Raw genomic sequence first — 19407 nt, forward strand, 5'->3', positions numbered from 1 at the left:
ACAAATAATATTGAAAATCAAGTGTGGTTGTTGCTCACAGTCTCAGCGCGATTCCCGTACTCTCACCAATCTGGAAAGCAAATCAGCCTATCTAGTCCTTCTTCTAAGCTGGGGGGCGCATCCCGGAGTTGACGGTGCATTCGCAAAATAATTTCTTCAGGAACTTGGCGATCGCGTTTTTGATTACGTACTAAACACATCCAGACTGGAGTTCTCACCCATATCCCTGTAATGTGTGTAAAGCCCAAATCACGGGCTAATTCTATGATTTCACGGCGATTTCTCCTTTGGGCGTTGGTGGCATCGAAAATAGTGGGGATACCTACAGTTGTGGCTTGCTGAAATTGCCGTTCTATTTCCCGCCAAATCAACAGCCACGTCCCCTGAGTTGCTTGGGAACCAAAGAGTTGCCCCCGGATGGCATCTGTAGAAATTAGCTGCATCTGGGGGCATTGCGTCAGTAATTGTTTTGCTAATGTTGACTTACCGCTACCAGGAAGACCAATCAGCAAGAAGAGTTTTGTCATTGGGAATAGGGAATAGGGATAAAGAGAGTATGGGAGATAAATAACCCAATTACCAATTACCAATCACCAATTACCAATCACCACTAACTAAATGATTGTACCGTCAGCAATTACAGCATTTTTGAGGACAACTACAATACCACTCCGAATGAAAAAGCCTTGCTTTTCACGTTCGGCTTCCTGCACATTGTCTTTATTGATAATTTTCACATCGTGACCAATGCGGGCATTTTTATCAATGATGGCACGGCGAATGATGGTATCTGTACCAATGCCTACAGGGATATCACCATGTTCTAGGCTACATTGGCGTTCTACAGAGGGCTGGTAATAATCTGCACCCATGAGTAGGGATTCTTCAATCACACATCCTGATTCAATCCGCGATCGCACTCCCAACACTGAATGCTGAATCCGGCAATTTTTCAAAATGCAACCTTCACCAATCATTGATTCGGTGATTTGGCAATTTAGCAGCTTTGAAGGAGGTAAATACCGCGCACGGGTGTAAATTGGAGCTTCCTCATCATAGAAGCTAAAGGGCGGCATTGGTTGCTGAGTGAGAGCTAAATTGGCATTATAAAACGCTTCAATTGTTCCAATATCTTCCCAATAGTCATCGAATAGATACGCCTGAACGTTGTGATCCTTTGCCGCATCAGGAATAATTTCTTTGCCAAAATCAGTCCGTTCTAAAGATTCTTTCAATAACTTGATCAAAACATCTTTTTTAAAGACATAAATCCCCATAGAGGCGATATATGGCTGTAATTCGGCTTGTTCCTTTGTCAATCCCAGTACGGTCGTATCGACACGCATTTGGGCTAAATCGTCACCTTTGGGTTTTTCACTAAAGTCAATCACCCTACCCGCATCGTTGATTTTCATCAAACCAAAATCCGAAGCACGGCGATCGTCAATGGGAATCACAGAAAGTGTAATATCCGCATTAGTATCTCTGTGGCGCTGGATAAACTGGCGGTAATCCATGCGATACAGATGATCACCAGAAAGAATCAAAAATTCTTCTACATCCCAATCCTGTAACATCCAGATGTACTGACGCACCGCATCAGCCGTACCTTGGAACCAGTTAGGATTTTCTGGTGTTTGCTGTGCAGCCAGCACTTCTACAAAACCTTCGCTGAAACCACTAAAATTGTAAGCACGAGCAATGTGACGATTCAGAGAAGCTGAGTTGAATTGTGTCAACACATAGATTTTAAAAATTTCTGAATTGATGCAGTTGCTAACAGGGATATCTATTAAGCGGTACTTACCAGCAACTGGTACTGCTGGTTTAGCACGGAGTTTGGTTAGCGGATAAAGCCGAGTACCCGCACCCCCACCAAGAATGATTGCTAAGACTTTTTTCACAAAATTTCTCCGAACTGCCTTTCAACTCTCATCTACAGTTTAGGACTGTATGTGGCAGCTGATAAGGGGGGATCAAAGAATCTTGCGAAGGAATTTTTGAGAACGCTGTTGGTAACGAATAACGTTGCTGAATCAGGGAGAATATTAGAACATTTGTATTAATAAATCAGGAAACTTCATCAAAATCCATGTTCCTGGATTTCAATAGCCCTATTTTGCTGAGTATCAACGAAAATACTGCTAAAGCGCAGAATCTACATCAGTCGTTTGATTCATTTGATGCGTTTGATTCATTTGATGGGGTGATAGTGTGGAGTCTTTTGCTTTTACCCCTATCAATAGAGCTAATTCTAGCCACTTCCAGTAACAGTCAACATCTGTAAAACCAATCTTTCGTAACCAAATCAGTTGTGTTTCCACATCTAAAAGTTTATTTGAGGGGTCATCGTTTTCTGTTTCGCTACCGAGTGCTTCTAAAAACTTCTCGTGTACCGTGGGTGTTGACGACGCTACGTGTTCTAAGTTACAGAAAATACCACCTGGTTCCAGACGTTGGAAAATTTCTGCATACAAAGAAAGTTTGCGTTCATGGATAAGATGATGAATAGCAAAACTAGAAACAATTGCATCAAATAAACCTAAATCTGGTAAAGGTTCATTTAAATCATGGCTGATGACTTGTACAGTTTTATCTTCAAAAAACCTTCGTTTGACTGCTTCTAGCATAGTAGGAGAAAAGTCAATTGCTATGCTGTTCATCTGGGGACGGTCAATTTTGAGTAACGCTAATAAGCGTCCGTCTCCAGTTCCTAAGTCAAGTATGCGTTTAATATTTTGAGGAACCTGTGCTAACAAAACAGCTTCCCCTTCAGTGCGGTGGGGTATTTTATCTGCTTTTTCTAAATAGCGTAAAGCGTGTTCTGATGTTGTCCAAAGATTGATATTATTCATGTTAGTAATTTGGGAAACTTTTCTGCTAACCAAGTAAATACAATAATACCCAAAATATCAGCAGCTAAATCGGTAATATCAGCACTGCGATAAGGCACAAAAGATTGTACTATCTCATCAATTATAGAAACTAATAAGACTATGAACGGTGCAAGAGGTAAAGGAATATTAAATATTTTAAACTTACGTTGATTTAATGCTTGATGACCGAGATAAGCTGCCATTCCTAATAAAAGAAAATGCATAATCGTGTCGTAATGGGCAAATATTGCTAGTTCCGTAGGCATAATGCGGAGGTAAGCTGAGATAAAGATAGAAAGTAAAATTCCCAAATAAACCCAAAACGCAAAAACCCAACGTTGATGAGTTGTCATTTATATGCTTTTGAATGGTGTTTTGCTGAATACAGAGATATCAGCACACATTCCGCAAATTGCAAACTTGGATATTGGGAATTTTAATCTAGCTGTTAACTAAGCGTGTAAATTGGCTTGTTCTTGTAACCAAGGATCTACAGGTTGTCCATCTTTGCGTTTTAGTTCTATTTCTATGACCATCACTTCTTTAGAACCAGGAGGTGCGGGTTTTTTGTGGAAAATAATCTCGTAGTCTGCTGGGTTGTGTTGGCGTTCTTGCAACCATTCTTGTACTTTGGTGATAGCAAAGAATGATTGCCCTTGTTCAAACATTCGGGTAATTTGTAACTGTAATGTGTAAGGATTAATGCGACTCATTTTTATTGACTCCTTTGGTAGTTTGAATTATTATAGTCTCACGCAAAGGCGCAAAGACGCAAAGAGGAAGATTCAGTTGGGAGTTTTTTATTCTTCTGTATTAAATTCAACTTTATCATAAATATCTGCAAGAGTGATTTGGCAGGGAATGGAAGCTAAATTTAAATTTTTATCTGCATCTGTAATTTCGGAAAATATCCATTTGTTATTATCTGTTCTAAAATATTGCTCAACGTGCATTGTGTATTGATCAATTAAAATATATTCTTGTACAGTAGTAATTGCGCGATAAGCTGCGAATTTTTCATCTCTATCTTTGCTTCTGGTATATTTGGATAATACTTCTGCAATCATCGCAGGATTTACTAAAGTGTCTTTTCTTCCTTCTTCATAAATTAAGGGATTTTTCACGACCATAACATCAGGATAAGTGTGAATTTTTTTGTCAGGAATCCAAAGACGTTGATCTGTAACAAAGACTTGATAAGGTTGTCGTTTGAGAGCAAAGTTTAGCACAGCATAGAAATTGCCCGCAAGCTGGTTATGATTTGGTGTTCCACCTGTCATTGGTATAATTAATCCATTGATATATTCGTGACGTATTTCTGAGTTTACCTCTAGTTCTAGGTATTCTTCAGGTGAATAGTAGCGTGTTTCTTGTGCAAGAGTCATAATTTTTATCTCTTAACTCTGTTACAATTATAATGCGTTATTTTCTATGTATTCACAAAATTAAAAATAGGAGTAATGAAGAACGGATGGATAAAATGGAAAATCAACTGATTGAATATGCAGTTATTTACGAACGTGGTGAGACAAATTGGGGTGCTTATGTTCCTGACTTACCAGGTTGTGTCAGCATTGGGGATACTTTAGCAGAAGTACAGGAAAATATTAAAGAAGCTATAGAATTGTATTTGGAAGTATTGAAAGAAGATGGAAAACCTATACCCAAACCTTCTACAATTGTTGGTAAAGTTTCTGTGAATGTATAATTATAATTACTGTTGAATTTGATATGATATTTATTGACAGTTAGAAAATGGTAAAAATACAATGACAATTAAAGAACAAATTACGCAAGAATTAGAAAAACTACCTGAACCAGTGTTACAAGAGGTTTTAGATTTTGTGCAGTTTTTACAAACTAAACAACAACAAAAAGAGATGTTAGAAATTACGATTATGAGTGAATATTCGCTGGCACAGGATTGGTTAAAACCAGAGGAATACTTAGCATGACAGAATTTATAAAAGGTGATATTGTAATATATTGTTAACTATTAGATTCATAAAGACTTTGTAAATGTGGTGGTAAATCTACATCTTCCTGCCAATTTTCGACGGAAGCAGTAGGAAGACCACTTAACTCAGATAAATCTTTTATTTTTCTAATTAATAGTTCAATTAAAGTTCCATTTTTTGATAATTCAAATAAATCTTCCTTGTCCAAAACAATGATTATTTTATTTGTTCTAGCATGAAAAATTATTTGCTGAAGTCTACAATCACTTACTTTTCTTTGCCTTTCTTTACTATTTCGTTTAGGAAAACCTGTTGCCCCGTTTAATGTAACAAAAATTCCCAGACCTGCATATATCAAATTATCCTCCATTATGCTACATAATCGAGCAAATTGTTTATGTGGTAAAGGAGCTTTTGTAGCTTTAGCTTCAATTACTATATCTCTCTGATTTCTCTTAAGATATAGAGCATCGGAGACTTCTTGCCATTCAAAATCATGACCACTAACTAACAAATCATACTGAGGTCCTGCTGACTGAAAACTCTTAATTGATTGAACACCTTTTAGACCTTTAAAAACTAGCACTACTATCTGCTCTAGTAGCTTACCAGCTTGTTGTATTTCTTGCTTTGTCAATTTTTCTTTTTGCGAAAGCTCATTAAGTTTATCTAAATATTCAGAAATTCTTATGTCCGCTTTATATAAATAAGAGGTTAATTTAATTCCCCGTTCCTTTAACTTTTCATAGGCTTCAAAATAATCTTTAACAATTTCATCATCTGAAATACTCATAGCTTAATTAAACAAGTTCACGTTGTTTCACAAAATGTGCCATGAAATCATAAGATAACTCATTATAATCATGTACACTCTTTTCACAAAGTGGGCAAAACCACGGCAAGTTAGGAAAGCCTTGACCAAATGGAATCGCACCAGCGGGTACATCTGGTTCACAATTATGATATATAAGTAATTTCATTTCACAGAGTCCCTCATTTTCAAGAATCGTTAAGACTGCAAGAGCATCAGAGCGTTTTATACCCAACTGCACAGCAAGTTGATGTGGCATCACACCATTGGTTGATGCCGACATAAAATGCTTACTCAGTTCAGCCTTCTGATTTTCAGATAAGAAGTCCAAATGACCCTTGTGGATAAAACTAATCATGGCTTTAGCCTTGAAGTTGAAGTTCTTTTAGTAGAAACTCAAGAACAGAGGTACTACCACCATAGCATTTTAGATGTGGAAAAGAGTCTTGGGTTTTGGAATCTGGTTTAAGTCCAAAATAGCAGTGTGTTTTAATGAGAGGTTTTCTTGTAACTTTTTTTAACGTTTTTGCCTCTATTTCGCTTGGTGTTAGTTCTCTATCCAACTGAAATTCATAGGATTTAGTACCCCACTCTTTAATCAAGGTTAACAAAATTGCATCTTCAGCATTACCCATCTTTTCTGGATCACCTACTAAACCGAGTTTATTTAAAACTGAATGAGCTAATTTTTCTGACAAGGCTTGTAATCCTCTCACATCAATTTCCTCAACTCCTGCACTATGAGCATTTATAGCCAGTCCTGAAGCTTCGGCTCTAATACGTAAGTGTTTCCATTTGTAGACAATACCATCTATTGATTTATTAAGATATTTTTCCCACATATCATGCAAAACAAGTTGATGAAGATTACGCGCTTTCCAGTCAGCGTTACAATGACTTGCTAATTCATCAATAAATGTAGGAATATGATTCCAGAAAGGGAATTGAGTGCGTTGCTCTATTTGTTCATCTGTAGTTGAACTATAAGTAAATCCGTTCCATGATAAAGCTACGTAATCTTTAGCTACCTCGGCAATTACAGACCAGCGAATATAACGCTCATCTAGTTTACTAGCACTTCCACTTCCTCTTCTAACATAATCAACAATTCTATAAATTCGGATATACCATTTCTTCTTGTGTTGACCAGCTTCCTCAATTGGTCCGTACCAACCCTCTTTCCCAAATTCAGTTAACAGCGATTTAGCGGAATTCAGATTTGGAGTAATAGTGCATGAACCTGATTTTAAACTCAACCATGTTCTTGATTGTTTTACATAAGGGAGTAATATTTGTTCTGGAGTAAGCTTACCTTTTTCTAGTGCATCGGCTATGTGTATAGCTACATTATCCTTTTTCAAATTACTAGTCCCTGATAAAATGAGTCGGAGAGTTTCAACAGTAAACTCCGTACTTGACAGAAATTTCTCACAAAAGTCTTTACCAGGGGTATACCCATTATCAACAAAAGCATTAATACTCATAAAATATTGGCTAGGATATCGCGTTGATGCACTGGAAATGGGGTTAAAAAAATAGCATAGCAAAATATAGGGTAGGCAATATACCTACCCCACAAACTCCTATTTTAACGCTGCTAACAAATCATTTTTTGCTGTTTCTAAAGCTTCTGGTAATTTGGTTGCGTCACGTCCCCCAGCTTGGGCTAAATTGGGTTTTCCACCACCACCACCACCACAGATTTTTGCTATAGTTCCGACAAATTTCCCAGCTTGTACACTTTTCTTATTCACTTCGAGGCTGAAAGCTGCAACTATACTCACTTTCCCAGCTTCGGGAACTGAACCTAAAACCACCGCACCGTTACCGATTTTCTGCAATAATCTTTCCGCAGCAGCTTTTAATGATTCTGCGTCCACGTCTTCCATTTGGGCGATAATGATTTTATGTTCACCTACTGTTTCCGCAGTCTGTAATAAGCTGTCAGATTTGACTATGGCTATCTGTGCTTTCAGGCTTTCGATTTGTTTTTCGCTGTTGCGGAGTTCAGTTTGCAGAGTTGTAATTCTGTCTGGTATTTCTTCTGGTTTGACTTTAAAGCGATCGCTCAAATCTTTAACCACTTTATCACGCACGTTCAAATAATCCAATATCGCTGCACCAGAAACAGCTTCTATTCTTCTCACTCCAGAAGCAACTCCCGCTTCCGAAATAATCTTGAAAACGCCAATTTCCGCAGTGTTGCTAACGTGAGTTCCCCCGCACAGTTCCATTGACACACCAGGGAAGTCAATCACGCGTACATCATCACCGTACTTTTCCCCAAACATCGCTACTGCACCTTTAGCTTTTGCTTCTGCTATAGGTAGTACTTCTACTTTAGCAGCATGAGCTTCCGAAATCCAAGTATTTACTAATTCTTCTATTTGTTGAACTTCTTCAGCAGTTAAAGCGCGAGGACAGTTAAAATCAAACCGCAATCTATCAAAAGAAACTAAAGAACCAGCTTGAGAAATTCCTTCATCAACAACTTTTTTTAGTGCAGCTTGTAATAAATGAGTTGCTGTATGATTAGCTTGAGCGCGACGACGACAAGCGGTGTCAATTTGGGCGGTAACATGATCACCAATTCTAATTGTTCCCCGTTCAATGCGTCCGAAATGAATAAAGAAATCAGATTCTTTTTTCACATCTTCTATTCTGATTAAAATTCCATCACCAGAAATATATCCCTTATCGCCGATTTGTCCACCTGATTCAGCATAAAAAGGAGTTTTATCAAGAACAATTTGTACTTCTGTTCCTGCTTCTGCTGCTTCCTCAGAAACACCTGAAACTAATAAAACTTCGATTTTAGCTGTTGTTGCCGTTGCGGTATAACCGATAAAATCTGTCGAGTGGATATGTTCTGCAAGTTTATCTAAAGAACCTTGAACAGTTAAATCAATGGTTTCGTGTGCAGCTTTTGCGCGTTCTATCTGTTTTTGCATTTCTGCATTGAAACCTTCAACGTCAACAGTCAGATTATTTTCCTCTGCGACTTCTTGGGTTAATTCTAATGGGAAACCGTAGGTATCATAAAGAGTAAACGCACTTTCACCAGTAATAGATTTTTGTCCTTGCTGTTTTACAGTTTCGATAATTTCAGCTAACAGCTTTTCTCCTCTATCTAAAGTTTTCAAGAAATTTACTTCTTCCCGTTGTAATTCGGCTTTAATAGGAGCTTCCCTTTTTCGCAAATTTGGGTAAACTGATTCAGAAAGAGAAATTGCTGTTTCTGCAACTTGGTTAATAAATTCTCCAGAAATACCAATTAATCTCCCATGTCTAACGACGCGACGAATCAAACGCCGTAAAACGTAACCTCTACCAACATTAGAAGCGCGAATTTCATCAGCAATCATGTGAACAACAGAACGGACATGATCACCAATTACTTTTAAAGAAATCTTGGTATTTTCATCACTTTGATGATAATCAATCTTGGCAATTTTTGCCGCAGTTTCAATAATCGGGAAAATCAAATCTGTTTCATAATTATTCGGCTTCTTTTGCAGGATTTGCGCCATTCTTTCCAAACCCATTCCTGTGTCAATGTTTTTATTTTGCAACGGGGTTAAATTTCCCGAAACATCCCGATTATATTGCATGAATACCAAGTTATAAAACTCGATAAATCGGGTATCATCTTCCAAATCAATGTTATCGTCACCTAATTCTGGGTGAAAATCGTAATAAATTTCCGAACAAGGGCCACAGGGACCGGTGGGGCCAGATACCCAAAAGTTATCATCTGCACCCATGCGCTTGATGCGTTTTTCATTTACACCAATATTATCGCGCCAAATTGCAAATGCTTCGTCGTCTTCCTCAAACACGCTGACAACGAGATTTTGAGGAGAAATCCCAAAAACTTGAGTTGATATTTCCCAACCCCATGCGATCGCTTGTGCTTTAAAATAATCACCAAAGCTAAAATTTCCCAACATCTCAAAAAATGTATGATGGCGCTTAGTCCGTCCCACATTTTCGATATCATTGGTACGGATACATTTCTGAGAAGTCGTAGCGCGTTTAAATTCCGGTGTCCGCTGTCCCAGGAATATCGGTTTAAACGGTAACATCCCCGCAATAGTCAGCAGCACAGTAGGATCTTCTGGAACCAGGGAAGCACTCGGAAGCGGTTGGTGTCCCCGTTGGGTGTAGAAGTCAAGGAATAAAGCGCGAATATCGTTACCGCTAAGATACTGGGGAGTTGAAGACATGAGTAATTACAAAAATAGTTTTAATCAAAGGAACAGTTACACAGGCCAAAGACCTATATTCTACAAGTCTCTACATTCTCTATTACACAAAGCAAGTTAGGTTAATCAGAAACCGCTATATTTGCAAAAGCAGCATTATTCTATTTTTGCATTTTGTTTCAATTGCTTGCCAATAAAAGCATCTTAGTTCGGCAAAAATATTTAGGAAAGTATCTCAAAAGCAACTGCTTCAGCGTTTAGAGAGGTCTTTGTTCACAAAAGCTACCTATTTCCAATAGCTGATACCTTCCATGGAATTAATATAACTCTAGTAGGATGATTAAACTTGCTTAAATAAATGATACTTATCAGTGAAGGATTATATTAAAAAAAGGTCATGTATGGCTCTGAAAATGAAAGTATCGAATCTTGCAGGTGATAAATGTGCAAAAACTATTACTGAATCTATCCACACGATGATGCCTGATGCCAAAGTTGATGTTGATGTCCAGGCTAAAACTGTTACTGTTGAACCCACAGCTTCTGAATCTATCGCTTCTGAAGAGTCAATCAAACAGGTAATAGTTGCAGCTGGATATCACATTGAAGGTTATTCATAGTCTTGAAAATTCCCCACAGTTAGAATCAGGGGGATTTGTGAAGAATCCACACTCAGCAGAGTTGAAAACCAGATTTGTGAGATGATTGCTCTGCAATCCGCTTCCTTTTTTTCATGGCGGCAAAAGAATCTGATCTAAAAAACCAGGCTCAAGTAATTCTAGATACAATCGCTTTCACTCCCTTTGAGCAATGTCAACCCTTGAACCGCAAGTTTGATAAAATTCCTCCTCGTCCTGGAATTTACGCAATTAGACACAAAACCGATGGATTACTTTATATCGGTAAAACCCAAAATCTGCGAAGTCGATTCAGTGGAGGTCACAAAGCTTTTTTGTGGGCATGGCTCGATAAATATACAGATGAAGAGGTGCGTATTGCAATAAAACCAATTTCTCATTGGGAAAATCCTGGGCTATTATTGGAGTTAGAAGCTATTATTCTGAGAGCGACAGAACCTCCTTACAACGTTCAGATACCAACCGAGCAGTAAAGTTATGCAAGTAGAACTGTTGGAACAACTTTCCGCTTCTGATGCTGCCATCATTTTAGAACGATTACCGGAAAAAATTAGAGCAGCTTTAATTGCCCGTGCAACTGAAATAGAGTATCCGGTTGAAGCTGTTATTGAAATGGCCATAGCAAGTTTCCTCGACACAGAAGCATTAGGTTTTGCAGATTGTAAACCAGGAAGAGGACAATAGCAGATAATAAATTAAAAAATCAGTCTAATCTAAATCAGGTTCAAGACCAAGCGATCGCAATTGTGCAATTAATCTTTCTGTTTTTTGTCTTTCTTGATCTGCACGTTGTCTTTCTTGATCTGCACGTTGTCCTTCTTGATCTGCGCGTTGTCTCTCCTGTTCTGCACGTTGCCTTTCCTGTTCTGTGGGAGTTAACACCCAATTCCCATCTTTATCATACCAACGTAACCAAGGCATATTTACATTTTTATAACTACCTTGCCAAACTCCTAAACCTAATTCTATACTGGGTATCCAGAACCTGGAATTTGATAAAGTTGCTTCAGTATAGCGATCGCCATTTAATCGAAACATTCTAAATTCAGATTGATAACGATCAAAAATTGCGTAATAAGGTACTCTTAAAATCTGCTCATAAATTTCCCATTTACCAGGTGGTTTTTCCACATCTCGCAATGTTTGACCTAAATCTTCTTTTTCTGTTCCTGGTGATAATAATTCTACCACAATATAAGGATTAACTCCTTCTTGCCAAACTACATAACTTAATCTTAAATCTTGCTGATCACCATACAAATAAGGTACACCCAAAACCGCAAACCAATCAGGACGTTTATACCACAATGTATGACGAGAATCATAATATAGATTCATGTCACTGGCTGTAAATATTTCCTCAGTCTTATAATTAGCAGGAGTAAATGTTTCTGATAATAATTGTGGTTGCAATAAATGAAATTGATCTGGCAAACCTTTCTCCTCTGGATCTTCACTGGGTAGATCATACATTGTGGGTAATGTTTCTTTCGGGGAAAGTGGCGGATCTGTTTGATACATTTTTCCCTGTCCTCAATAGATAAATTCTATAGTAACCCTAAATCATTCATGAATAACAAGATCCCTGACTTCTGAGTTCAATTCACAATTTATTTACATGATATCAAAAGAAGTCGGGAATCTGACCACTCGATTATATACTCATTTCACCAATTACCTTTTTACATTCTTCAACATTGACCCCTTTTCTCATTGCTTCCACTAAATTTTGATAATTCTCCCAATTTTCCTGAATCAAATTTTTAGCTTGCAGCAAATAAAAACGTTGTTTCTGATCAAAAACATTCTCTTCAAAACCCAAAGCTGCTAAAAATTGATTTAACTTTGCTTTATCATCACCACCACCCTCAGCAGATTTAAAAACCAACATTTCCGCAGCAATTCCTGCCATCCAAATATTACAATAGCGTTCTACCATTGAGACTGTAATTTTCCCTTTTTCCAATTGTTTGGCAATTTCGCTATCTTCCAAAATCACCCCACCTTGTCCCGGTTGTCCTATTTTCCAAGCTTCCCACGCGCTGAGAGTGTAGCCAGTGACAGGAATCCCCAACAGGTAAGCGACGATAAAATGACCTGCTTCGTGATGTAAAATGCGTTCTCTATACTCTAGAGAAAATCGCGCTAACCAATCTAATACTACCGTCCCTCCCTTCCCCTGAAAGCTGAAATTATCCAAAGTCGCAATACCTAAAAACGCCACAGTTACTAAAGCTGGTATGGTTGGTGAGAGATGTATTAATGGACCTAACAAAGTTGAGAGAGTAATGAGAAAGACAGATATTGCAGTTAAATTGATCGCAGTTTGACTCATGGAATTTATTTAAAGTACGGTTTAATTTATTTATTATGAAGTGTTTATTGACAGCAAATGCTAATACTACTTTTTCTAGTATAAAGCTTATGCACACTTCATGATCACCCTTATTTACAAAAAGCAATTATCAGATCAGCACCATAAATTACTGTGTTTGCTGAAGTTTTTTATTTGCTAATGTCAATAATCGCTGTGATTCCGTGTAAGAAGTTGTTCCTGTTTTAATAGTATTTAAACGAGTTATAATTCCCTGGATTTCGGCTTTCATGACATTCTTATCAGTTGGTGGGGAAGCAATCAAACGTTGAATTTCGCTATTAGCTTGATTGAGAATCTCTTTTGACTCGCTTTCAGATTGAAGACGACTTTTAATAATTCCCAAGTTAGTTTGATACTGTGCTAATAATTTTTGTGCTTCCACATAGTTTGGTTCTTGGACTCTAATATTATCTAATAGGTTAATTGCTTTTTCCCATAAATTACCAATTTGTTGCCACTCAAGCGCAGAATGGGGAGGATTTTGGGACGCTTTAGCAGCCGCTAAAGCAAACTGCTTTGCCCCTTCAATATATGTCCCACTACTCGTATCACTCACCGTTTTTTGTTTAACTTGATATGCAGCAATTAATTTTTGTGCATCTAAATAGCGGGGATTATCATTAGGAACTTGTTCGAGTCGGTTAATTGCTTGTAACCATAATTCTGATGCAGTTTGAGATTTTGTTGGTTGTATTTTTTGCGCTTCTAAATCAAATTCTTGAGCAGCAGCAATAAAATTACCAACCCGCGCATTTTGAAAATCGCGTTTGTAGGCTATAAGTTGAGTTTGTGCCGTTTTACCTGCTAGAGTTTGTCGAGAAATTTCCTCTAATTGATCTATAGCTGTTTGCCAAGAAGCTATAGCTTTCTCTCTATCTTTTGTAGTTGTAGCTTGTTCATATTGCTGTTTTGCATCTGATAAAGCTTTTCTTGCATCATTCAAAGGAATCAAAGCATTTTTGTCTTGGAAAACCACCGCATCTAATCGCGCTATTCGTTGTCGTGCTTGTTCAAATTCATCAAAAGTAAACTGCCAACTACAACTGAACAGGCTACAATAACGCTGAGGATAGTAACCCAAAAACCATACTGGCAAATTCTCTAAGTGCTTTTTTGCAGCTTTGACCTTTTCCCCACCTAGTTCAATATCCGCAGTGCTAGTGGCTCGACTAATTAACTGATCTGCTTGTTCCAGAGAATCAATTGCACCTCGATAGTGATGATCCATACTCATAAAGCTAGGTAACAGCAGCAAGGGTGCTACCTGTGCCACCGGTTTGCGAATCATTGGGTATGGCAAGTTCACAACCCACAAAACCCCTGCTGTACCTGCGATGAGAACAGCCACAAATTTGATTTTACCCAACATAAATCATACCCAATCTCTACTAAACCTAGTATTCCCATCTGTGGCTGAAAATAATACATAGATTGTAAGAATTTAGGAGTCAGGAGAATTGTCAAATCAGGAATTAACAGATTCGAGATTTTCACACAAGCATAATACTCAAAGTCTTATTTCTTCTAAATTCTCTATTCTGTATCCTGAATCCTTGCCATAGATTCTCAAATCAACCTTTGTTGTTCACAACAAGTATGAAAAAGAGTTGCTACTATAAATAAGATGTCGAATAAATCAGACAATATCTAAAATGTCAACAGCTTTAATTACTGGTGCATCTGGCGGAATTGGCAAAGCTTTTGCAGAAGAATTAGCCGCACGCAAAACCAATCTTGTTCTCGTTGCCCGTTCCGTAGAAAAACTGACCCAAATAGCTACACAATTGCAACAGAAACACCAAATACAGGTAGAAGTTATAGCTAAAGACCTGACAGAACCTAATGCCACTAATGATGTATTTGATGCCATAAAAACTAAGGGATTAACAATTGATTTGTTAGTTAATAATGCTGGTTTTGGCGATTATGGCGATTTTGCCGAACGGGAAGGAGAACGGCAATTAAATATGATTCAATTGAATATTATAGCATTAGTAGATTTAACCCACAAATTTCTACCTTTAATGCGGCAAAGGCGTTCTGGTAGCATAATTAATGTTTCCTCAATTGCCGGATTTCAACCAATGCCTTATCTTTCTGTTTATGCGGCAACTAAGGCTTTTGTTCTCAGTTTTAGTGAAGCATTGTGGGCAGAAAATCGTGATTATGGTGTCCATGTCTTGGTAGTTTGTCCAGGGCCAACAGAAACAGACTTTTTCACAGAAGCTCGTTTTCCTTCAACGTTGGCAGGTTCAAACAATAAAATAGCCACTCCTGAAGAAGTTGTGCGTGATGCTTTAAAAGCTTTAGAAAAAGGCGATTCGACAGTGGTTAGCGGTGGTTTGGCAAATCAATTAATTGTCAATATGCACAGATTTTTACCAAGGGAATCATTGGTAAGTGCGATCGCAAGACAGTTTAAGAATAATTCGTAATTCGTAATTCGTAATTGGAAAAATTCTTACCCATTACCCATTACCCATTACCCATTACCCATTACCTGTTCCCTCCTACATATACCTAGTCAATTGCATACGGTAACGGTCTTTTTTGGTAACGGCGATTTCGCCAACTTCTAAACGTCCTTTACCGCGAATGGCAATTAAATCGCCTGATTTGAGTTGAAAACTGGCTTGGGTGACTTCTTTCCAATTGACACGAACATCATTAGAGTCAATTAAATCCACCATTTTGCTGCGGGACATTCCAAAACCGGCAGATGCGATCGCATCCAAACGCAAAGAAGCCTCCACGGTGGTTAATTCTTTTTTCTTTGGTTCGCGGATTTTTAACTCGTTGATATCAATCCGCTGGGTTTTCACAGGGACTGAACGCACCTGCTGGAGACTCATCTCCAAAAATTCTGTCAATTCGGGGACGACTATGACCTGCGCCCCTCTTTCTCCCAAAACGATGATATCTCCCGTTTTTTCGCGGACAATTCCTGTCCCCAACATCGCACCGAGAAAGTCTCGGTGATTGGCGGTATCAAATAGGAAATTACCCGCAATTTCTAAAGCTGCGATCGCAACTTGAGATTGATCTAACGGTAACTCAGAACGGGCGATCGCAATTCTTTGACGTTCAGCTTGGGGATATCCACCCCACGCCACTAAATGCACCTCTGTTAATCGGCTGAATACCCGTTGAATTTCTGCCAACTCTGGCGGAGACAAAAAATCTGTATAAACTACTTCCCAGGTCTTAATAGCTTGCTCTGCCTGGTCAATCACACGAGCTATACTATCCCGGTTTTCAACACTTTTTAAAAGTTCTTCTCTAGGTAACATTATGAAAAATAGGAGTTCAGGAGTTCAGAAATTTTTGAATTGCTTTTTTTCCAATTACCAAACGTTAGTTTGTTTCTGCATAACCTTGGAGATTTTCTGGCTCAAACTGGCGTAATATGCGAGTAGCTTGGCGAGTCAAAGTTTCTGAACCCTGAACTACAATTATGTATTTGCCAGCGTTTAAGCGATTGCGGTAGGGTAAAGCATCTCCACCACCTGCAACTAAACCAACTCCACCGCCAACAAACACGCTACCCATCCCACCAGCACCAGCACCCAATAAACCTCCAACGACATGATTACCAATTTCTCCAGCCCAAGCGAAGGTATCTAACCCAGTGATTAAACTGAAGGTAAAACCAGCAAAAAAGCCGAATGGTACTAACCAGAATGACATTAATTTTGCTTGTTTTAGCGCTTGCTCTTTGGGATCAATTAAGCCAAACTCGTCAGCGGTTTTGTATCCTCTACCGAGGATAGTACTATTTATACCTTCTCTTTCTAAGCCTAAGTAAGCAGATTCGGCTTGGATGCGGTCTGCTAATACGGCAACAAGATAATTCATTGATTTTAAAACGGTTATTTTACAGAAGTTTGCCTTAATTAACAGCGTATCAGCACCAATGTTATTTTAACGAATCTAGTGGCGCACAAAAATTATTTACGCCTTGCTGAATAATATATATCAAAACTGGGGTTGCCAAAATTTTCGGAAATGAAGGAATTGTGTTTAAATTTGCCATCATTTCTACAATTGAGCCATTCAATAAGTCATTTCGATATTCTTGTTCACAAATGACTGCACGCCATTTTTTTGCTAAAGCTTCTAACCACTCGGCATTTGTTTGTTCTGGTTCTTGTCCAGCCCGAATTGCTAGGCTCATGGCTGCATCTTCTAAGTCTCCTTCACAGTCCTCAATTAAGTCTAGCGCTTCCATAGCCTGGGGATCATCTGCCAATTGAGAGCGAAACTGGGCGATTTCTTTTGATGTTACTTTAGTCATGGGAAGAAGGAATTCAGGGGGCAGGGGGCAAAAGGCAGGAGGCAGGGGGAAACTTTCCCCTATTTTCCATCTCCCTTATCTCCCCATTTTCCCATTTTTCCTGTCCCCGTAACAAATATAACCTTTTTAACTAAAAAGCCTCATTTTGCAGTTTATTTACTGTCAATGAGGCTTTTTGTTGCTTTTCAAAGGGGTTATTTTTTAACGTAAGTTGCTTGTTTATGGAACAGGTGAAGGTAAATGGAGAGTTTAACAGGAATTTTACCAATTACCCATTACCAGCCTACACTAGATGACTAGCAACTTGAGTTACTGATTAAAAGCTCTGGAGGTAACAAAGCGTTGTAGCTCAGTCAGAGCGCGGTTGTAATCCAAAATTGCTCGAATACGATTACCTTCGGATCTGGTGAGGTCATTTTCTGAGTTAATGACATCAGTTTGAGTACCTACACCTGCTTGGAATCGCAAACGGGCTAATCTTAGAGCCTCTTTAGCTTGTTCTAGAGCCACATTAGCAGTCTGCACATTCTCTAGATTAGATCGCTGGGTAGAATAGGCTTGTTCTACTTGAAAGCGAATTTGATTGCGTTGTTCAGAAAATTGAGTTTCTGCGATCGCTATGTTAGATTTTGCCTGAGACGCTCTAGCTTTTGCTGCTCCCCCATCGTATAAATTTAGGGTGGCTTGCACGCCCACTGAATAACCATCGCTAACGCTGGTACTATCATTGAACACATCTAGCAGGTCATAGCTGGCAACTAAACTAATCTGCGGTCCCAAAGTAGCCAAAGCTTGTCTTCTTTGTTGCTCGCTAATTTGACGCTGTGCCAACTGCTGTTGTAGTTCAGGGCGATTTTGATAAGCCAGAACAATACTCTTTTCCAGAGTTTCGTTCCACAAACCAGCCAATTGCACAGGATCAGCCGCGCTGATATTTACTGACTGGGAAATATTTAAACGCGTTGCTAATCGACGACGGGCAATTTGTTGCTGGGAAACAGCATTTGTCAGGTCTTGTTGGGCATTAGCTAAGTTTACCTGCGATCGCAACACATCAAACCGAGTTCCCACACCAGCCCGCTCTAGAGCATTCGCATCTCGCAAACTAGCCTCAGCATTCTGCACAGCCGACTGAGAAATACGTACTTGTTCATCTGCTTGTTGCAAATCATAGTATTCTCTAGCCACATTCAAGCGAATGTCCTCAACTTGCCTTTCCACATCCAATTCCTGAATGCGTACCTGTTCCTCAGCCTCTCTAATCGCCGCATTCCGTCTGCCAGAGGTATAAAGATCATACCTCAGTTGTGCTTGACCACTGAAACTAGTATCAGAACTGGCATCAGGGGCATTTGGATTCAACTTTTGTTGTTGAGTAGCTGCTAGTGTATTGGAAGCACTGCGACTATTAGCAACACTGCCACTCAATCCCACGGTTGGCAACAAAGCGGCTTGTTGCTCCCTGACAGAGCCTTTGCTGCGTTCCAGTTGCAATATTGACACCTGCAACTCATTATTATTGCGCTTTGCCAGTTCTAGAGCCTGTGACAAACTAATTGGCTGATTTGCCTGGAGCCTCACTGCCTCTGGTTCAGTCGGAAATAACAGAGGATTAGAACTAGGATTGAGTTGTTCAGGAGTCTCTACAGAACCTGTTGGTACAGGTGTGACAGTTTCTGTATTTTGAACTGGTGGCTCGGAAGTATTAGGCGTTCCTGATTCAGTAGGGACAGTCACCTGGGCTACCCGCTCAATAGTGGCCTTTTTTTGTGAACAGGCATTTAAGACTAGGAGCAAAGCTGCTTGGCTTTTCTGCCCTGCCTGTAAACATTTATTTTTTGCTGGTAGTTGTGCTACCTTGCCACCAGTAGCTGGAACCGGTAAAACTGTTTTTGATATTTTTTCTACTGGTACTTTGGCATTGTTAACAACAGCCATTTCTGGAACACTATGGTTAACCGAAGGTTTGCCACCCAGGTTACTGAAATCATGGGCAGGTACTAAAACTGGAGAACTGTCAACCGTAGTATTAGGCAGTTGCCTATTGATGTTGTCTGCGATCGAAGTTTTCACATCATTTGCAGTCAACACACTAGGAGAAGACACTAGCTTTACCTCACCTACTTTTACGGTGGTACCAGCCCAAGCCGACTGAGTTGTTAATACCGCTGCTGTTACACCAGGTAAGAAACTATAAAATAATTGCTGTCCTTTCACCGCATCTCCTCACACGAAAATCTATACTAGC

The 19407-nt window shown here is 39.0% G+C and carries 23 protein-coding genes; 6 read left to right on the forward strand and 17 right to left on the reverse strand.

Features of this window, described 5'->3' with window-relative positions:
- Positions 1–62: 62 nt before the first annotated feature.
- The 6 genes from ACOWPH_RS10580 to ACOWPH_RS10605 form a co-directional block, all read right to left on the reverse strand.
- Positions 63–527: an AAA family ATPase gene (locus tag ACOWPH_RS10580; RefSeq protein WP_015215346.1), complete on the reverse strand. Its 465-nt coding sequence runs from the start codon at positions 525–527 to the stop codon at positions 63–65.
- An 87-nt stretch (positions 528–614) separates the two neighbouring features.
- Positions 615–1904 (reverse strand): glucose-1-phosphate adenylyltransferase, encoded by a 1290-nt coding sequence (locus tag ACOWPH_RS10585; RefSeq protein WP_015215347.1) that lies wholly within the window; start codon positions 1902–1904, stop codon positions 615–617.
- A gap of 240 nt (positions 1905–2144) precedes the next feature.
- Entirely contained in the window at positions 2145–2855 is a 711-nt protein-coding gene (locus ACOWPH_RS10590) for a class I SAM-dependent methyltransferase (RefSeq protein WP_015215348.1), read from the reverse strand.
- Positions 2852–3229, reverse strand: a complete 378-nt coding sequence (locus ACOWPH_RS10595) for a VanZ family protein (protein WP_015215349.1) — start codon at positions 3227–3229, stop codon at positions 2852–2854. Before ACOWPH_RS10595 ends, ACOWPH_RS10590 begins: the two co-directional genes overlap by 4 nt.
- 99 nt (positions 3230–3328) lie before the next feature.
- Positions 3329–3589 carry a hypothetical protein gene (locus tag ACOWPH_RS10600; protein WP_015215350.1) on the reverse strand — a complete coding sequence of 87 codons (261 nt, stop codon included), beginning with the start codon at positions 3587–3589 and terminating at the stop codon, positions 3329–3331.
- Positions 3590–3676: 87 nt separating this feature from the next.
- Complete coding sequence (locus ACOWPH_RS10605; protein ID WP_015215351.1) at positions 3677–4261, reverse strand: Uma2 family endonuclease; 585 nt, start codon at positions 4259–4261, stop codon at positions 3677–3679.
- A gap of 32 nt (positions 4262–4293) precedes the next feature.
- Between ACOWPH_RS10605 and ACOWPH_RS10610 the strand changes: the two genes are divergently transcribed.
- Positions 4294–4584, forward strand: a complete 291-nt coding sequence (locus tag ACOWPH_RS10610) for a type II toxin-antitoxin system HicB family antitoxin (RefSeq protein WP_311381471.1) — start codon at positions 4294–4296, stop codon at positions 4582–4584.
- A gap of 61 nt (positions 4585–4645) precedes the next feature.
- A complete protein-coding gene (locus ACOWPH_RS10615; RefSeq protein ID WP_015215353.1) occupies positions 4646–4831 on the forward strand; it encodes a DUF2281 domain-containing protein in 186 nt (61 codons plus the stop codon).
- A gap of 34 nt (positions 4832–4865) precedes the next feature.
- On the opposite strand, the gene ACOWPH_RS10620 is transcribed toward ACOWPH_RS10615, so the two are convergent.
- From ACOWPH_RS10620 to alaS, 4 genes are all read right to left on the reverse strand, one after another.
- Positions 4866–5627: a hypothetical protein gene (locus ACOWPH_RS10620; RefSeq protein ID WP_015215354.1), complete on the reverse strand. Its 762-nt coding sequence runs from the start codon at positions 5625–5627 to the stop codon at positions 4866–4868.
- A gap of 7 nt (positions 5628–5634) precedes the next feature.
- Positions 5635–6003, reverse strand: coding sequence for a hypothetical protein (locus tag ACOWPH_RS10625; RefSeq protein WP_015215355.1), 369 nt, complete (start codon positions 6001–6003; stop codon positions 5635–5637).
- A 4-nt stretch (positions 6004–6007) separates the two neighbouring features.
- A complete protein-coding gene (locus ACOWPH_RS10630) occupies positions 6008–7129 on the reverse strand; it encodes a hypothetical protein (protein WP_015215356.1) in 1122 nt (373 codons plus the stop codon).
- Positions 7130–7228: 99 nt separating this feature from the next.
- Positions 7229–9871, reverse strand: a complete 2643-nt coding sequence (gene alaS / locus ACOWPH_RS10635) for an alanine--tRNA ligase (RefSeq protein ID WP_015215357.1) — start codon at positions 9869–9871, stop codon at positions 7229–7231.
- A gap of 380 nt (positions 9872–10251) precedes the next feature.
- Here alaS and ACOWPH_RS10640 point away from each other — a divergent pair, with 380 nt between their 5' ends.
- From ACOWPH_RS10640 to ACOWPH_RS10650, 3 genes are all read left to right on the forward strand, one after another.
- The gene (locus ACOWPH_RS10640) at positions 10252–10470 is read left to right on the forward strand and encodes a heavy-metal-associated domain-containing protein (RefSeq protein WP_015215358.1); all 219 of its coding nucleotides are present in this window, start codon (positions 10252–10254) and stop codon (positions 10468–10470) included.
- A gap of 113 nt (positions 10471–10583) precedes the next feature.
- Positions 10584–10961, forward strand: coding sequence for a GIY-YIG nuclease family protein (locus ACOWPH_RS10645; RefSeq protein WP_015215359.1), 378 nt, complete (start codon positions 10584–10586; stop codon positions 10959–10961).
- A 4-nt stretch (positions 10962–10965) separates the two neighbouring features.
- Positions 10966–11172, forward strand: a complete 207-nt coding sequence (locus ACOWPH_RS10650) for a hypothetical protein (RefSeq protein ID WP_015215360.1) — start codon at positions 10966–10968, stop codon at positions 11170–11172.
- A 24-nt stretch (positions 11173–11196) separates the two neighbouring features.
- Here ACOWPH_RS10650 and ACOWPH_RS10655 read toward each other — a convergent pair whose 3' ends face one another.
- The 3 genes from ACOWPH_RS10655 to ACOWPH_RS10665 all read right to left on the reverse strand — a co-directional run bounded on the left by ACOWPH_RS10655 (position 11197) and on the right by ACOWPH_RS10665 (position 14234).
- Entirely contained in the window at positions 11197–12009 is an 813-nt protein-coding gene (locus tag ACOWPH_RS10655) for a Uma2 family endonuclease (RefSeq protein WP_015215361.1), read from the reverse strand.
- 133 nt (positions 12010–12142) lie between these two features.
- Positions 12143–12823: a hypothetical protein gene (locus ACOWPH_RS10660; protein WP_015215362.1), complete on the reverse strand. Its 681-nt coding sequence runs from the start codon at positions 12821–12823 to the stop codon at positions 12143–12145.
- Positions 12824–12971: 148 nt separating this feature from the next.
- Positions 12972–14234: a hypothetical protein gene (locus tag ACOWPH_RS10665; RefSeq protein ID WP_015215363.1), complete on the reverse strand. Its 1263-nt coding sequence runs from the start codon at positions 14232–14234 to the stop codon at positions 12972–12974.
- 283 nt (positions 14235–14517) lie between these two features.
- Between ACOWPH_RS10665 and ACOWPH_RS10670 the strand changes: the two genes are divergently transcribed.
- Positions 14518–15300: an SDR family NAD(P)-dependent oxidoreductase gene (locus ACOWPH_RS10670; protein WP_015215364.1), complete on the forward strand. Its 783-nt coding sequence runs from the start codon at positions 14518–14520 to the stop codon at positions 15298–15300.
- Between the two features lie 75 nt (positions 15301–15375).
- Here the strand turns inward: ACOWPH_RS10670 and ACOWPH_RS10675 are convergent, their stop codons facing one another.
- The 4 genes from ACOWPH_RS10675 to ACOWPH_RS10690 all read right to left on the reverse strand — a co-directional run bounded on the left by ACOWPH_RS10675 (position 15376) and on the right by ACOWPH_RS10690 (position 19376).
- Positions 15376–16155 (reverse strand): photosystem II S4 domain protein, encoded by a 780-nt coding sequence (locus ACOWPH_RS10675; protein WP_015215365.1) that lies wholly within the window; start codon positions 16153–16155, stop codon positions 15376–15378.
- A gap of 64 nt (positions 16156–16219) precedes the next feature.
- Positions 16220–16720 carry a hypothetical protein gene (locus ACOWPH_RS10680; protein ID WP_015215366.1) on the reverse strand — a complete coding sequence of 167 codons (501 nt, stop codon included), beginning with the start codon at positions 16718–16720 and terminating at the stop codon, positions 16220–16222.
- A 61-nt stretch (positions 16721–16781) separates the two neighbouring features.
- Positions 16782–17159, reverse strand: coding sequence for a hypothetical protein (locus tag ACOWPH_RS10685; protein WP_015215367.1), 378 nt, complete (start codon positions 17157–17159; stop codon positions 16782–16784).
- A 309-nt stretch (positions 17160–17468) separates the two neighbouring features.
- Entirely contained in the window at positions 17469–19376 is a 1908-nt protein-coding gene (locus tag ACOWPH_RS10690; protein WP_015215368.1) for a TolC family protein, read from the reverse strand.
- Positions 19377–19407: the final 31 nt, after the last annotated feature.

Origin of the sequence: Anabaena sp. PCC 7938, from assembly GCF_049315035.1 — a bacterium.
Lineage (GTDB): Bacteria > Cyanobacteriota > Cyanobacteriia > Cyanobacteriales > Nostocaceae > Anabaena > Anabaena cylindrica.

Coding starts and splice junctions, on each gene's coding strand:
- ACOWPH_RS10580 (WP_015215346.1), bottom strand. CDS start 527: ATGACAAAACTCTTCTTGCTGATTGGTCTTCCTGGTAGCGGTAAGTCA.
- ACOWPH_RS10590 (WP_015215348.1), bottom strand. CDS start 2,855: ATGAATAATATCAATCTTTGGACAACATCAGAACACGCTTTACGCTAT.
- ACOWPH_RS10595 (WP_015215349.1), bottom strand. CDS start 3,229: ATGACAACTCATCAACGTTGGGTTTTTGCGTTTTGGGTTTATTTGGGA.
- ACOWPH_RS10600 (WP_015215350.1), bottom strand. CDS start 3,589: ATGAGTCGCATTAATCCTTACACATTACAGTTACAAATTACCCGAATG.
- ACOWPH_RS10605 (WP_015215351.1), bottom strand. CDS start 4,261: ATGACTCTTGCACAAGAAACACGCTACTATTCACCTGAAGAATACCTA.
- ACOWPH_RS10610 (WP_311381471.1), top strand. CDS start 4,294: ATGCGTTATTTTCTATGTATTCACAAAATTAAAAATAGGAGTAATGAA.
- ACOWPH_RS10615 (WP_015215353.1), top strand. CDS start 4,646: ATGACAATTAAAGAACAAATTACGCAAGAATTAGAAAAACTACCTGAA.
- ACOWPH_RS10620 (WP_015215354.1), bottom strand. CDS start 5,627: ATGAGTATTTCAGATGATGAAATTGTTAAAGATTATTTTGAAGCCTAT.
- ACOWPH_RS10625 (WP_015215355.1), bottom strand. CDS start 6,003: ATGATTAGTTTTATCCACAAGGGTCATTTGGACTTCTTATCTGAAAAT.
- ACOWPH_RS10630 (WP_015215356.1), bottom strand. CDS start 7,129: ATGAGTATTAATGCTTTTGTTGATAATGGGTATACCCCTGGTAAAGAC.
- alaS (WP_015215357.1), bottom strand. CDS start 9,871: ATGTCTTCAACTCCCCAGTATCTTAGCGGTAACGATATTCGCGCTTTA.
- ACOWPH_RS10640 (WP_015215358.1), top strand. CDS start 10,252: ATGGCTCTGAAAATGAAAGTATCGAATCTTGCAGGTGATAAATGTGCA.
- ACOWPH_RS10645 (WP_015215359.1), top strand. CDS start 10,584: ATGGCGGCAAAAGAATCTGATCTAAAAAACCAGGCTCAAGTAATTCTA.
- ACOWPH_RS10650 (WP_015215360.1), top strand. CDS start 10,966: ATGCAAGTAGAACTGTTGGAACAACTTTCCGCTTCTGATGCTGCCATC.
- ACOWPH_RS10655 (WP_015215361.1), bottom strand. CDS start 12,009: ATGTATCAAACAGATCCGCCACTTTCCCCGAAAGAAACATTACCCACA.
- ACOWPH_RS10660 (WP_015215362.1), bottom strand. CDS start 12,823: ATGAGTCAAACTGCGATCAATTTAACTGCAATATCTGTCTTTCTCATT.
- ACOWPH_RS10665 (WP_015215363.1), bottom strand. CDS start 14,234: ATGTTGGGTAAAATCAAATTTGTGGCTGTTCTCATCGCAGGTACAGCA.
- ACOWPH_RS10670 (WP_015215364.1), top strand. CDS start 14,518: ATGTCAACAGCTTTAATTACTGGTGCATCTGGCGGAATTGGCAAAGCT.
- ACOWPH_RS10675 (WP_015215365.1), bottom strand. CDS start 16,155: ATGTTACCTAGAGAAGAACTTTTAAAAAGTGTTGAAAACCGGGATAGT.
- ACOWPH_RS10680 (WP_015215366.1), bottom strand. CDS start 16,720: ATGAATTATCTTGTTGCCGTATTAGCAGACCGCATCCAAGCCGAATCT.
- ACOWPH_RS10685 (WP_015215367.1), bottom strand. CDS start 17,159: ATGACTAAAGTAACATCAAAAGAAATCGCCCAGTTTCGCTCTCAATTG.